Below are 12,819 nucleotides of genomic sequence, written 5' to 3' on the forward strand. Positions count from 1 at the left end.
CGACTCCGGTTTACACGGCTCAGGATGCCTGCAACACCGCCTGCGGCCGATGAAAACGCAGCTTGGCCTGCCGGATTCGGTCATCGTGATCCACCGCGGTGCGCGCGATTTCCGCCGCAACACCCAGACGGTGAATCAGACCCTCCTGATTGGCCACCTGAATCGCCAGGCCCGGCCGCGCGTTCAGCTCCAGCAGCATCGGGCCTCGCTGGCGGTCCAGCACGATGTCTGCACCCAGATAGCCCAGCCCGGTCATTTCAGCGCAGCTCGCGGCGAGGTCCAGAATGGCATCCCAGTCGGGAAGCCGCAGCGACTTGAAGCAGGCGCCTGTATCCGGATGGTGGGTTACCAGGCTGCCGCGCTGCACGGCCGCAACGCTGAAGCCCTCACCGATATCGAGGCCCACCCCCACTGCGCCCTGGTGCAGGTTCGCCTTGCCGTCCGAGGCGTGGGTGGCACAGCGCATCATCGCCATCACCGGCACCCCCCGAAAGACGATCACACGAATATCCGGCACCCCCTCGTAGCTGTATTCCGCAAGCAGCGGGTTGAAATCGATCAGCGCCTCGATCATCGCGGCATCGTTGCGCCCGCCCAGGCTGTGCAGACCGGCGAGAATATTGGAGGTATGGCGGCGCAGATCGCGCTCATCCAGCACACCACCGCTGGACTTGACGAAATGCTCACCGTCGCGCGACGTGATCACCAGGATGCCCTTGCCGCCACTGCCCTGCACCGGCTTGATCACAAACGCGTCACGGCCCTGCAGCAGCTCCAGCATGCGGTTGATCTGGAACTGGTGCTCAATCACGCCGTAGAGTTCAGGCACGACAATATTGCGCTCCAGGGCGGCCTTCTTGGTCAGCAGCTTGTTGTCGACAATCTGGTAGTTGCGCCGGGGATTATTGGCGCCGATGAACGTGAGATTGCGCTTGTTCATGCCGAGGATGCCCCGCTCCCGCAGGACAGAGGGTTTCACCAGCCGAATCATTGCATCTTCGCCATGTCGCGGAACCGGTACAGCTCGGAAAGCCGGTAGCCGGTGTATTTGCCGATCAGCAGGATCACGCCGAGAAGACTGATCAGCAGCTCGGGGAAATTGAACGTCAGATGTTCTACCACCGGCACCGACATGGTGAGGTAGGCGAGCACGGCCACCAGAAGACTGCCACCGCCCTGCATCATGACCTCACGTCCACCCTCTTCCTCCCACAGGATCGACATACGTTCGATGGTCCAGGACAGAATGATGGTGGGAAAGAAGGTGACTGTCAGTGCCTGGTCAACGCCGAGTTTATAACTGATCAGGGACAGCGCGGCCATCAGCAGCACCACCACAATCACCACCGCAGAGACGCGGGCCACCAGCAGCAGGTTGAGATGGCTGAGCCAGGACCGTATCCACAGCCCGACACTGACCAGCACCAGGAATATCGCCAACCCCACCCACAGCGTGGTTTGCAGGAAGGCCAGCGCAATCAGCACCGGCATGAAGGTCCCTGAGGTTTTGATGCCCACCAGTACCCGCATCATGACCACGACAAAGGCCGCAACCGGCAACAGCAGAATACCCTTGAAGATCCCCTGCTGCTCAACGGGCAAGGCGTAGATGGAAAAGTCCAGCAGGGCAAATTCGTCACTGCGCTCTTCCATGCTGACTACGGTCTTCGCCGACAGGCTGTTGCGTACCAGCGCGAACTCAAGTCTGGAGTCGCGGCCGCCCAACACGCGGAGCGCCGCGCCATTGCCCTGGCGCCAGACGAAAAAATCGTCGGGCAGGCCGGCTTGCCCGCTTTCCGGGTCAAAGACTTCCCAGTCACTGCCATCGTAGACCTGCAGCAGCGTGCTCAATGTCTGCCGCCGGCGACCGTCCTGCAGGGCAATGCCGCGCACGGGATAGGCGGGAATATCAACATAGGCCAGCACATCCAGCATGACGCGCAGCGGCGCATCGCTGTAGGTCCCCAGCAGGAACTCAGCGTCCTGGCTGGGCTCTGCACGGCGCAGCTCCTGGATCATCAGGGCGGTGAACGTGGCCGGGCTACTGGAGCGCTCCCGCAGGTCTGCCACGAAGCGCTCCATCGCCGCCTGCTGGTCGGCTTCGAGAAGGGGTGGATCAGGTGTTTCCACCGGCATATCGGGCAACTCGGCACGCCGCGCACGGTAGACCTGTTGCTTGAAGTACAACGTTGTCGGGTGCTCCAGCAGTTGGCGCGACCAGCGTGCCACACGTCCATCCGCCTCCTCGAACACAGAGAAGCCGAAGCCGGAGGAGGCGAAATGCTCTTCCAGCGTTACCCAGCCGCCGAGCCCGGAGGGCAGCGCGAGGTCCACTTCGACCGGACCACTTGCCGGCTTGAAACTGACCTTGGTCTCGATGGTCCAGACCTCTCGCGACTCGCCCGGCCACAAGGGCAGGTCGAGCCCCACCACTTTGTACGCTGCTACAGCGATACCAAAAACAATCAGTGCGCCGGCGACAATGCCGACCTTTGCGCGGGATGCAATCATGGGGCTGCCGGGTGCTCCAGGGTGTGACGCCGGCTGACATCGACAATCGCCACGTCAGTCAGCAGGTTGCGCCCCACCACAACCGGGTAGGGCATCTCGGTATTCTCGGACAGATTGACTTCAACCCGGGCCCGGTTGTCGCCCAGGGTGAGCCACATGCTGACGATATAATTGCGGCTGCTGTTGCCGTAGGCATCGACCGCCGAGGTGCGCCGCAACAAGGGTGCTTCCAGCGCGTGCTGCTCATCACTGGCGGGATCGACCAGCACATAGCTCACGTAACGCTTGCCATCCTTTTCCAGTAGCCGTACATCCCGCGCCGCTATGATGGTGTGCTCACTCGCCGTGTCGATCACCGCCTCCAGGGTCAGGCCCGAAGGTTCCACGCGAACAAACTCCAGCACCCCGATAATCGGCAGTTCAAGCTCCCCCGCTGTCGACGGACGCGCGGGCACCGGCACCGGAGCTGCGGGACGCAACACGATTTTCTCCAGTACCCGAGGTTCGGGGCACTCCTGCAGTGGGCAGATCGGGCACATGACAACCGGGGCTTCCGGGCAGATGGGTGCCTGGTTAGCCTGTTCGGGTAACGCCTGGCAACCCGCCAGAAACCCGCACATCACCAGCGCTGTGACTTTGAATCGCAAAACCATGAAATCCCCTTATCGCGGCCATCGTCGGAGGCCGCCTTTGGCGACAGTATACTGTAGCGCCGCGCAGCAAAGCACCCGCACGGAAAGCGCAGTTTTTACATACCCGCGCAGCACTATGTCCCTCTTGATCTTGCCCCGGCTTGCCCCTACTGTGCGCCGAGCGGGCTCGCCGACGCGGGTGGACCCACCGATCACAGAGAGGATGCCGTCATGATCACCTGGAACGAAATCTGCCGTCTCGCCAACGAAGGCAATCCGGAGCCTGACACGACCCTGCAGCGCAGTGATGCGGAATGGGCCGCGCTGCTGACCCCTGAACAGTATCATGTCACCCGTCAGGCCGGCACTGAACGCGCGTTCAGCAATGACATGTGCTCGCGCTTCGAGCCCGGCAACTACGCCTGCGTCTGCTGTGGCACGCTGCTGTTTGATGGTGAGCAGAAATTTGAATCCGGGAGCGGCTGGCCCTCCTTTACCCAGCCGGTAAAGTCCAACGTCATCGCCTACCACAACGACCACAGCTTCGGTCGCTCGCGCATTGAGACGACCTGCAACACCTGTGGAGCGCACCTCGGACACGTATTCCCGGATGGGCCGCCGCCCAGCGGGCTGCGCTACTGCATGAACGCAGTCGCCCTGCACAAGCTTGAAGATGCCGGGGATGCCCCGGCATGAAGCGACTGCTGCTGATGTTCAGCCTCGCGGGATTGACGGCCTGCAGCAGTCAGGGACAGCGCGCGCAGGAGGCCGTCACGGCGGCCCTGCCCGCTGTCGAGACCATCGAATTTCGCGGGCTCGCAAACTATCCCGGGGCCGTTGTCTGCGGAGACTACCGGTCTATCCAGCGCTATGGCGACACGCCGGGCTTCAAACCGTTCATTTTCCGGGCCGGTCAGGCTGACGTCTTGCCGACAGCCCAGGACATCACCGTGTTCTGCAGCGAAGACCCCGCTGCCGCCCTGTACGCGCTGACCGGCATCCAGACGCGCCCAACAGCCGGCAATGCGCTGCGCAAGATCGCCGAGGACCTGGGTCGGCTGCAGGCTGCGCTGGACGACTACTACAACGACGTCGCCACCTATCCACAAACCGACCCGGGACTGGAGAGCCTGCTTCGGCCTATCGGCAGCCTGCGCCGCGCAGGTCGGTTCAGGGAAGGCGGCTATCTGGACACAATCCCCCTCGACCCCTGGCAACGGCCCTACCGCTACAGCGCGCCCGAGTTTGCGGGCTCACGCCAGCCACCCTCACTGCTCACCCTTGGCGCCGACGATGCGCCCGGCGGCGAGGGCGAAAATGCGGATGTATCCCTGAATGAACTGCACTACCTGCAGCACCTGCTGAAGATGTCCGGCCCGTGACCGACAACCCACTCACCTACGGCAGCGACATCCTTGTACGGTTCAGTGATACCGATGCCCAGGGGCACCTGTACTTCGCAAACTACCTGGTCTACGCCGATGAGGTTGCCGGCTTCTACATGGAAGAGCTCGGCCTGGGTGCCATGAACCCGCAAACCGCACCCTGCTTCATCTTCACCGTGAATATCAACTGCGACTATCTCGGCGAATGCCGTGCGTATGAGACCGTGTCCGTGCGGGTGGGTTATACCCGCCTGGGTCGCAGCAGTGCCGAACTCGCATTCACGCTGCACGAGAAGCACAGCGGTCGGCCCCTCGCCCGCGGCAGTCTCACCCAGGTATTCACGGACAAGCAGACCCGCAAATCCATCGCCATCCCCGCCCGGTTTCGCGACGCCATCCTTGCCCGCCAACCCGAACTCGGTGCCGGGCAGCCGGCGCAAACCAGTTGACCACAGGAACACCCTGCGCAACCATCGCAGGGTGGACGCTCGCCACACCGGTGTGCGTCAAGGCGTCGTAGCAGGACATCGGCTCATGCCCCAGCGGCCGGATTACAAAACTGCCCTGAGCGTGATACGCGAGCAGGTGCAGAGCAAAGACTTCGCCCGCAGCCTGCGCGAGTCGGCTATGCTGCTCGAGCAGAACAGCAATATCGCCGAGCTTTGGAGCCTGCAGGGACAGTCACTGCAGGGGCTGGGTCGACTGGCGGAGGCAGAGGCCTGCTACCGCACCGGTCTGGAACTCTGCAGCGGCGCACCGCGCCTGCTGGTCCAGCTCGGGCACCTGCTGAGCCGGCAGAATCGCGGCGAGGAAGCCTGTGACTGCTTCGCGCAGGCAATGGCTGCGGACGCCACCTTGACCGATGCATACCGCGGGCTGCTCAATTTCCGTGCCATTCCGCTGGACAGCCCGGAAGTCGCCACCCTGCTGAAACTGGCGCTGGACACCGAGCGCAGTCACGCTGCCCGAGCACGAGCCCTGTTCCTGCTGGGGCAGATCTATACCGAATCCGGCCTCGACAATCCGGGCTTCGCCTTTTACGAGCAGGCAAACCGGTTTGCCGCGGCCGACCTGAAAGGCACGCGTGAGTACCAGGTATCCCCCAGCGCCGCAGGTATGGATCGGCCGTTTTTCAGCCGGTATCCCCGCAGGCAAGCCGCACCGCACTGCCCCCTGCTGGTGGTGGCGGGGCTGCCACGCTCGGGCAAGAGTCTCGTCGAAACGCTGCTCGCACAACATCCGGGCGTCGTCGCCGGTGGCGAACTCGCACTGGTGCGCAAACTGGCGGCGTCTTTACCGGCAGAGGGTAACCTGCACACCCAGGCCAAGAGACTCGTGGCACAGGCCGAGTCCCCGCTCCTGCAACTCTGCCCTCCCCTGGAGGGCGCTGGGGCGCGCTACCTCACCGACACGTCACCCGCGAACCTGAGCCGGCTGGGCTGGCTGGGGCTGTTGCACCCGGAAGTACCCGTAGTCCTGTGCAGGCGGGCTCCACTCGATCTGGGCCTGGCGCTGTTCTTCAAGAATTTCCGAAGCGGCCACCGCTACAGCTATCAACTCGCTACCATAGGCCGCGCCATGGCGTTGGCGGAGAAGCTCATCGACCACTGGCAGGCGGCCCTGCCGAACCCACTGTTGCAGGTGCAGTACGAGACCCTGGTACGTGAGCCCGACGTGGTGCGCAAAGCGCTGACGACGCTGCTGGCGCTCGACGATACAGGCAGAGCCGAGCAGCAGGCCCCGGGAACAGCCCGGACCTGGCGCATTTTCCCAAGCCGTTCGCTGGACTCCGTCGGGGAGATCAGTCCCGCGCTGGTCGGATTTGCGCACCGCTTTCGGCATCAACTGGCGCCAATGATGCAGGCCTACACAGACGAACTCGCCCGACCGCGCCTGAGCAGCCCGCCGGAACCCCGGAGCTACCGGGAGCGTCGTCGCAAGCGCAGCAGGGCGTGACGGGCGCGCGTTGCACACGAGGCAATAGTCGACTAAAATACTCGGGTATTCACCGGCATCCTGGTTGAGCGTGTCGCCATCGGGGTGCAGCGCGTGCGAAAATACACGGAACCACGAGCCACCACTGTCACGCCCGCCAGCACAGGTCACTGATTATGTCGCAGGAACACATCGAACACGCCATACGCAAGGAATATGCGGCGGGCTTCACCACCGACATCGAGTCAGACACTTTGCCGCCGGGCCTGAACGAAGACACCATCCGCTTCATTTCCGGTCGCAAGAACGAGCCTGAGTGGTTGCTTGAATGGCGACTTGAAGCCTATCGCGACTGGCTGAAGATGGCTGAGCCGTCTTGGGCACACGTGAACTACCCACCGGTCAAGTTCAACGAAATCTCGTATTTTTCCTCGCCGAAGGCGATGAAGGACCGCCCCCAGAGCCTGGACGAAGTCGACCCCCAGCTCATCGAGACCTACAACAAGCTGGGCATACCGCTGCACGAGCAAGCCGCCCTCGCCGGCGTCGCCGTCGATGCGGTGTTCGACTCGGTCTCCGTCACAACGACCTTCCGCGAAAAGCTCTGGGAGGCAGGCGTCATATTCTGTTCCATCTCGGAGGCGGTTCACGACTACCCCGAGCTGATCAAGAAGTACCTGGGCAGTGTGGTGCCGCGCAAGGACAACTTTTACGCGGCGCTCAACAGCGCGGTGTTCAGCGATGGTTCCTTCGTCTACATCCCCAAGGGTGTGCGCTGCCCCATGGAACTGTCCACCTACTTCCGCATCAATGAAGCCAACACCGGCCAGTTTGAGCGCACGCTGATCGTTGCCGACGAAGGTAGTCACGTCAGCTACCTTGAGGGTTGCACCGCTCCCATGCGCGACGAGAACCAGCTGCATGCCGCCGTGGTTGAACTGGTGGCGCTGGATGGCGCGGAGATCAAATACTCCACGGTGCAGAACTGGTACCCGGGGGACGCCGACGGCAAAGGCGGCATCTACAACTTCGTGACCAAACGCGGCGTGGCGCACCGGGACTCGAAGATCTCCTGGACGCAGGTGGAAACCGGTTCGGCCATCACCTGGAAGTACCCGAGTTGCATACTGCGCGGTGACAACAGCGTCGGCGAATTTTACTCGGTTGCCCTGACCAACAATGCGCAACAGGCTGACACCGGCACCAAGATGATTCACCTCGGCAAAAATACGCGCTCAACCATCATCTCCAAAGGCATATCGGCGGGCAAGAGTTCCAACGCCTATCGCGGCCTGGTGCGCATGAGCCCGCGGGCGGAGGGTGCGCGCAACTACACCCAGTGCGACTCACTGCTAATTGGTGATCGTTGCGCGGCGCACACCTTCCCCTACATCGAAAGCCGCAACCCCTCGGCTGTGGTTGAACACGAGGCAACGACCTCCAAGGTGAGCGATGACCAGCTGTACCTGTGCCAGCAGCGCGGCCTCGACGCAGAGAAAGCGGTCTCCATGATCGTCAATGGCTTCTGCAAGGAAGTCTTCAGGGAACTGCCCATGGAGTTTGCCATGGAAGCAGGCAAGCTGCTGGAAGTGAGCCTCGAAGGTTCTGTCGGTTAAACCCATGACTAGTGTGCGGCGCCGCTGCCGCACTTCGGAGCAAGAAGACCATGTTGAAGATCGACAACCTGCACGCCAGTGTAGAGAACAAAGCCATTCTGAAGGGCCTCGACCTCACCGTCGGCGCGGGCGAGGTCCATGCGATCATGGGGCCCAACGGTTCGGGCAAGAGCACGCTGGGTCACGTGCTGGCGGGTCGCCCCGGCTACACGGTCACGGCGGGCAGCGCACAGCTGCTGGGCCAGGATCTGTTAACACTCGACACTGAGGAGCGCGCGCACCTCGGACTGTTCCTCGCCTACCAGTACCCGGTGGAGATTCCGGGCGTCAGCAACATGGAATTTCTCAAGGCCTCCGTCGATGCCGTGCGTGAACACCGCAACGTGCCGGCGCTGGACAGTGTGTCTTTCATGAAGCAGGCCCGCGAGGCCTGCAAGGCCGTGAACCTGGACCAGGCATTCCTCAAGCGCGGCGTCAACGAGGGCTTTTCCGGCGGCGAGAAGAAACGCAACGAACTGATGCAGATGATGCTGCTGGCGCCAAAGCTCTGCATCATGGACGAAACCGACAGCGGACTGGATATCGACGCGCTGCAGGTGGTCGCCGATGGCATCAACGCCATGCGCAGCGCGGACCGCAGCTTTATTCTGGTGACGCATTACCAGCGCCTGCTCAATTTCATCAAGCCGGATCGGGTGCACGTGCTCTCTGGCGGTCGTATCGTGAAGTCCGGCGATCATTCACTGGCGCTGGAACTCGAGGAGCGTGGCTACGCCTGGCTGGAGGATGTCGCCTGATGAATGACTTCATGCAGCAGGCGCTGGCGGCTGCCGCGCGCTCAGCGCCACCCTGGCTGGAGCCACTGCAGGCGCAGGGTCGTGAAGCCTGGAGCAAGACATCATTGCCCACGCGCAAGACCGAGGCGTGGAAGTACACCAGCCTACAGGCGCTGCAGAAAACCTTTAGCGCAGCGCCCACACAGGCCGCCGGCTCGCCGCTTGGAGACGTGCCGCTGCCGAAACTGACGGGGCCCACGCTGGTGTTCACCGACGGCCACTATCGGTCAGACCTGTCCACCACAGAACTCCCTGCCGGTTTAAGACTGGTGCGCTTTGCCGATGCCACCAGCGATCAGGCCGAGCGCATTGCCGCAGCACTGGGCAGCGCCATCCTCCCCGGGCGTCACGTGTTTGCACCGTTGAATGACGCCACACTGACCGATGGCGTATTCATGGACGTGCCGGCAAACACCCACATCGAGACTCCCGTGCATATTGCCTGGCTGACCACGGGGCAGAACGAGTCCATCAGTGTGACCCAGCGCCTGCTGGTCTGCCTTGGGGAAAACAGTGGCGCCACGCTTGTCGAGTCCTTCGCCAACACTGCCACCGGCGGCACCGCCTTCACCAACGGACTGACCGAGTTGCTGATCGGCCGCGGGGCGCAGCTGAATCACTACCGTCTGCATCTTGAGCAGGGCGACGTGGTACATATCGGCGGTGTGCACGCCCGCCAGGATGCGGACAGCCTGCTGAACGGTTTCCATCTGGCACTGGGCAGCGCGCTGAAACGTATTGATCTGGTCGTCGATCAGCAAGGGCCTGGGGCGCATTGTTCCCTGGACGGCCTGTACCTGCCGCGGGGCACCGAAACCGTGGATTACCACACCTGCATCGAACACGCCGTGCCCCACTGCACCAGCCAGGAGCGCTTCCGTGGCATTATCGCTGATGAAGCCAGCGCTGTGTTCAACGGGCGCATTCACATTCATCCACAGGCGCAGAAAACCCGCGCGGAGTTGAGTAACAAAAACCTGCTTACCAGCAACAAGGCGGAGATCAACACCAAGCCGGAGCTGGAAATCTACGCCGATGACGTACAGTGCGCCCACGGCGCTACTGTGGCTCAGTTGGATCCGTTAACACTGCACTATCTGCGCACGCGGGGCGTGCCGCGCGATGAGGCCGAGGTGATGCTCAGCTACGGCTTTATCAACGAACTGGTGGAGGCAGTGGCACAGGCCGAACTGCATGCCTTCCTGAAGCCCCTGCTGGCCCGTCGCTTTGCGCGGGATTCACGCCTGACGAGGCATATCCTGTGAGCTCTCCTGCTACGGTCACGCCCGTAAAATTCAATCCCGAGGCATTGCGCCAGGATTTTCCGATCCTGCAGCAGTCTGTCAATGGCGCTCCACTGGTCTACCTCGACAACGCCGCAACCACGCAAAAACCGGAAGCGGTGATCGAGGCGATCGGCAATTACTACCGCCACGACAACGCCAATGTACACCGCGGTGTACACACCCTGAGCGACCGGGCCACAGTGGCCTTCGAAGGCGCGCGCGAAACGGTGGCCCGATTTATCAACAGCCCCGGCAGCCACCAGGTCATCTGGACACGAGGCGCCACCGAGGCGATCAACCTGGTCGCCTACAGTTGGGGTCGCAGCCAGCTGCGCGGCGGTGACCGTATCCTCGTTTCCTACCTCGAACACCACTCGAACATCGTACCCTGGCAGCTGGTAGCCGCCGCCACCGGCGCCGAGGTAGTGCCCATCCCCATCACCGAGGCCGGCGATATCGACCTCCAGGCACTCGCAGGCCTGCTGGATGAGCGCGTGAAACTGGTTGCGATCAACCACGTCTCCAATGCATTGGGCACCATCAACCCCGTGGCGGAGATCAGCCGCATGGCGCACGCCGCCGGGGCGAAGATCCTGGTGGATGGCGCCCAGGCGATTGCCCACATGGCGGTCGACGTGCAGTCCATCGGCTGCGACTTTTACGTCTTCTCGGCGCACAAGCTGTTTGGCCCTACCGGCATCGGCGTCCTTTGGGGTCGGGAGGCCCTGCTGGAAGACATGCCGCCCTTTCTCGGTGGCGGCGAGATGATCGAAACCGTCAGTTTCAGCGGCAGCACCTGGAACACACTGCCTTTCAAGTTCGAGGCGGGCACGCCCAATATTGCCGGTGCGATTGGTCTGGCCGCCGCCATCGATTATCTCGCAGGCATTGACATCGAAGCCGCTGCAGCGCACGAGGAGAGCCTGCTGCAACAATCCGTCACACTCGCCGCGCAAGTCGACGGCCTGCGCCGCATCGGCTGCCCAGCACACGCTGTTGGCATCTTCAGCTTCGTACTCGAGGGCGTGCATCCCTCCGACCTCGGGATGCTGCTGGATGAACAGGGGATCGCCGTGCGCACCGGCCACCACTGCACGCAGCCGCTGATGGCCCACTATCAGCTGCCGGGCACGGTACGCGCGTCCTATTCACTGTACAATACCGCGGATGATGTCGAGCGACTGTTCGCCGGTATCCACAAGGCAAAACGGCTCTTTGGCTAGAAGGTTATTTATGAGCGTTGAAACGTTTGACGTGAACACCGATGCCCTGCAGGTTACGCCGGCGGCGGCTGCCTACCTGAAGAAACAGCTGAGTCAGTCGGGCAAGCGGGCGCTGCGCATCAGCGTTCGGGAGAGTGGCTGCACCGGCTTCATGTACGTCATGGACGAAGTGGACAGCGGTCAGGAGGGCGACCTCGCCCTGCACCCGGATGCGGAGCTGGCGATTTTCGTGGACCGCGCCTCCCTGCCCGTTTTGCAGGGCACCCGGCTGGATTTCGAAAAGGAAGGCCTGAACCGCACCATCAAGTTCCACAACCCCAACGTCACTGCTGCCTGCGGCTGCGGCGAAAGCTTCAGCATCAGCTGATCCGCGGAGTCTGCATGAGCGCCCAGGAAAGAACACTGTTGACCACCCAGCGTGACTGCCCGGGCAGGCTGGTACCCGTTGGCGATCCGGTGACCATCCCGGCGCACACCTTCGTGACGCTGACTCAAGCGCTGGGTGGCAATTACACTGTCATTCACAACGGCAATATGGTGCGTGTCGACGGTACCGATGCCGACGCGCTGGGGCTGACACCACAGCGGCTGGACTTTACCCCGCCGGCAGACGGCCGCATAGACGAGACGCAGGTGTGGGAGGCACTGGGTACCGTATATGACCCGGAGGTCCCGGTCGACCTGGTCAACCTGGGACTGATCTACAGCGTCGAGATCGACCAGGCCAGTGGCCGTGTCGCAATCAGCATGACCCTGACAGCGCCCGGCTGCGGTATGGGCCCGGTGCTGGTGGGGGACGTCAAGTACCGCGTGTCACAGGTGCCGCATGTCAAAGAAGTCGACGTGGATCTGGTTTTCGATCCCCCCTGGAGCCGCGACATGATGTCAGAGGAAGCCCAGCTCGAAACCGGCATGTTCTACTAGGGAGACTTCATCGTGCCAGACCCGGCGCCCGACAATCCGTTTGGCCACAGCATCACCAGCGACGACATCATAGACACCCTCGCGTTCTTTGATGACTGGGAGGACCGCTACAAATACATCATCGACCTGGGCCGCGAACTCCCGGACATGCCGCCGGAACTGCGCACCGAGGAACGCAAGATCCGTGGCTGTCAGAGCCAGGTGTGGATCGATGCACAGTTGCAGCAGGGTCGCCTGCAGCTGTCAGTGGACAGTGACGCGTTTATCGTCAAGGGCCTGCTCGGCGTCGTGCTCGCGGCCTACAACAACAAGACGCCCGAGGAAGTGCGGGCGTTCGATATCGACGCGTATTTCGAACAACTTGACCTGTTGCGTCACCTGTCTCCCACGCGTGGCAATGGGCTGCGGGCAATGGTCGCCCGGATCCGCCAGATCGCCGGCGCAGGTTGAGATCGACGCAAGCGCCCTGCA

14 protein-coding genes are annotated in these 12,819 nt (G+C 62.5%); 11 read left to right on the plus strand and 3 right to left on the minus strand.

All coding sequences use genetic code 11. The annotated features are described in order from the left end of the window. Nucleotides 1-19: 19 nt before the first annotated feature. From R3E49_RS05760 to R3E49_RS05770, 3 genes are read right to left on the minus strand one after another with little or no spacing between them, the layout of a single operon-like run. Entirely contained in the window at nucleotides 20-979 is a 960-nt protein-coding gene (locus R3E49_RS05760) for an alpha-L-glutamate ligase-like protein (RefSeq protein WP_371294164.1), read from the minus strand. 8 nt (nucleotides 980-987) lie between these two features. Further along, complete coding sequence (locus R3E49_RS05765) at nucleotides 988-2,511, minus strand: inactive transglutaminase family protein (RefSeq protein ID WP_371294165.1); 1,524 nt, start codon at nucleotides 2,509-2,511, stop codon at nucleotides 988-990. Next, nucleotides 2,508-3,164 (minus strand): RimK/LysX family protein, encoded by a 657-nt coding sequence (locus R3E49_RS05770; protein WP_371294166.1) that lies wholly within the window; start codon nucleotides 3,162-3,164, stop codon nucleotides 2,508-2,510. Before R3E49_RS05770 ends, R3E49_RS05765 begins: the two co-directional genes overlap by 4 nt. A gap of 210 nt (nucleotides 3,165-3,374) precedes the next feature. Here R3E49_RS05770 and msrB point away from each other — a divergent pair, with 210 nt between their 5' ends. The 11 genes from msrB to R3E49_RS05825 all read left to right on the plus strand — a co-directional run bounded on the left by msrB (nucleotide 3,375) and on the right by R3E49_RS05825 (nucleotide 12,798). Further along, nucleotides 3,375-3,839 (plus strand): peptide-methionine (R)-S-oxide reductase MsrB, encoded by a 465-nt coding sequence (gene msrB, locus R3E49_RS05775; RefSeq protein WP_371294167.1) that lies wholly within the window; start codon nucleotides 3,375-3,377, stop codon nucleotides 3,837-3,839. After that, nucleotides 3,836-4,525: a type II secretion system protein GspG gene (locus R3E49_RS05780; protein WP_371294168.1), complete on the plus strand. Its 690-nt coding sequence runs from the start codon at nucleotides 3,836-3,838 to the stop codon at nucleotides 4,523-4,525. The genes msrB and R3E49_RS05780 overlap by 4 nt, the downstream gene beginning before the upstream one ends. Further along, nucleotides 4,522-4,977, plus strand: a complete 456-nt coding sequence (locus R3E49_RS05785) for an acyl-CoA thioesterase (RefSeq protein WP_371294169.1) — start codon at nucleotides 4,522-4,524, stop codon at nucleotides 4,975-4,977. Before R3E49_RS05780 ends, R3E49_RS05785 begins: the two co-directional genes overlap by 4 nt. An 85-nt stretch (nucleotides 4,978-5,062) precedes the next feature. Then, nucleotides 5,063-6,484 carry a sulfotransferase gene (locus R3E49_RS05790; RefSeq protein ID WP_371294170.1) on the plus strand — a complete coding sequence of 474 codons (1,422 nt, stop codon included), beginning with the start codon at nucleotides 5,063-5,065 and terminating at the stop codon, nucleotides 6,482-6,484. Nucleotides 6,485-6,639: 155 nt separating this feature from the next. Next, a complete protein-coding gene (gene sufB, locus R3E49_RS05795; RefSeq protein ID WP_371294171.1) occupies nucleotides 6,640-8,079 on the plus strand; it encodes a Fe-S cluster assembly protein SufB in 1,440 nt (479 codons plus the stop codon). A 50-nt stretch (nucleotides 8,080-8,129) separates the two neighbouring features. Then, the gene (gene sufC / locus R3E49_RS05800) at nucleotides 8,130-8,876 is read left to right on the plus strand and encodes a Fe-S cluster assembly ATPase SufC (protein ID WP_371294172.1); all 747 of its coding nucleotides are present in this window, start codon (nucleotides 8,130-8,132) and stop codon (nucleotides 8,874-8,876) included. Then, complete coding sequence (gene sufD / locus R3E49_RS05805; RefSeq protein ID WP_371294173.1) at nucleotides 8,876-10,180, plus strand: Fe-S cluster assembly protein SufD; 1,305 nt, start codon at nucleotides 8,876-8,878, stop codon at nucleotides 10,178-10,180. Before sufC ends, sufD begins: the two co-directional genes overlap by 1 nt. After that, a complete protein-coding gene (locus R3E49_RS05810; protein ID WP_371294174.1) occupies nucleotides 10,177-11,424 on the plus strand; it encodes an aminotransferase class V-fold PLP-dependent enzyme in 1,248 nt (415 codons plus the stop codon). Before sufD ends, R3E49_RS05810 begins: the two co-directional genes overlap by 4 nt. Nucleotides 11,425-11,434: 10 nt before the next feature. Continuing rightward, nucleotides 11,435-11,791, plus strand: a complete 357-nt coding sequence (locus R3E49_RS05815; protein ID WP_371294175.1) for a HesB/IscA family protein — start codon at nucleotides 11,435-11,437, stop codon at nucleotides 11,789-11,791. A gap of 14 nt (nucleotides 11,792-11,805) precedes the next feature. Then, nucleotides 11,806-12,348 (plus strand): putative Fe-S cluster assembly protein SufT, encoded by a 543-nt coding sequence (gene sufT, locus R3E49_RS05820; protein WP_371294176.1) that lies wholly within the window; start codon nucleotides 11,806-11,808, stop codon nucleotides 12,346-12,348. A 12-nt stretch (nucleotides 12,349-12,360) separates the two neighbouring features. Further along, a complete protein-coding gene (locus tag R3E49_RS05825; RefSeq protein ID WP_371294177.1) occupies nucleotides 12,361-12,798 on the plus strand; it encodes a SufE family protein in 438 nt (145 codons plus the stop codon). Nucleotides 12,799-12,819 lie beyond the last annotated feature (21 nt).

Source organism: Haliea sp. (assembly GCF_041395985.1).
Taxonomy (GTDB): domain Bacteria; phylum Pseudomonadota; class Gammaproteobacteria; order Pseudomonadales; family Halieaceae; genus Haliea.

Excerpts from the sequence above, each read along its gene's own strand:
- R3E49_RS05815 (WP_371294175.1), top strand. The coding sequence starts at position 11,435 with ATGAGCGTTGAAACGTTTGACGTGAACACCGATGCCCTGCAGGTTACG.
- R3E49_RS05780 (WP_371294168.1), top strand. The coding sequence starts at position 3,836 with ATGAAGCGACTGCTGCTGATGTTCAGCCTCGCGGGATTGACGGCCTGC.
- R3E49_RS05770 (WP_371294166.1), bottom strand. The coding sequence starts at position 3,164 with ATGGTTTTGCGATTCAAAGTCACAGCGCTGGTGATGTGCGGGTTTCTG.
- sufB (WP_371294171.1), top strand. The coding sequence starts at position 6,640 with ATGTCGCAGGAACACATCGAACACGCCATACGCAAGGAATATGCGGCG.
- msrB (WP_371294167.1), top strand. The coding sequence starts at position 3,375 with ATGATCACCTGGAACGAAATCTGCCGTCTCGCCAACGAAGGCAATCCG.
- sufC (WP_371294172.1), top strand. The coding sequence starts at position 8,130 with ATGTTGAAGATCGACAACCTGCACGCCAGTGTAGAGAACAAAGCCATT.
- R3E49_RS05765 (WP_371294165.1), bottom strand. The coding sequence starts at position 2,511 with ATGATTGCATCCCGCGCAAAGGTCGGCATTGTCGCCGGCGCACTGATT.
- R3E49_RS05790 (WP_371294170.1), top strand. The coding sequence starts at position 5,063 with ATGCCCCAGCGGCCGGATTACAAAACTGCCCTGAGCGTGATACGCGAG.
- sufD (WP_371294173.1), top strand. The coding sequence starts at position 8,876 with ATGAATGACTTCATGCAGCAGGCGCTGGCGGCTGCCGCGCGCTCAGCG.
- sufT (WP_371294176.1), top strand. The coding sequence starts at position 11,806 with ATGAGCGCCCAGGAAAGAACACTGTTGACCACCCAGCGTGACTGCCCG.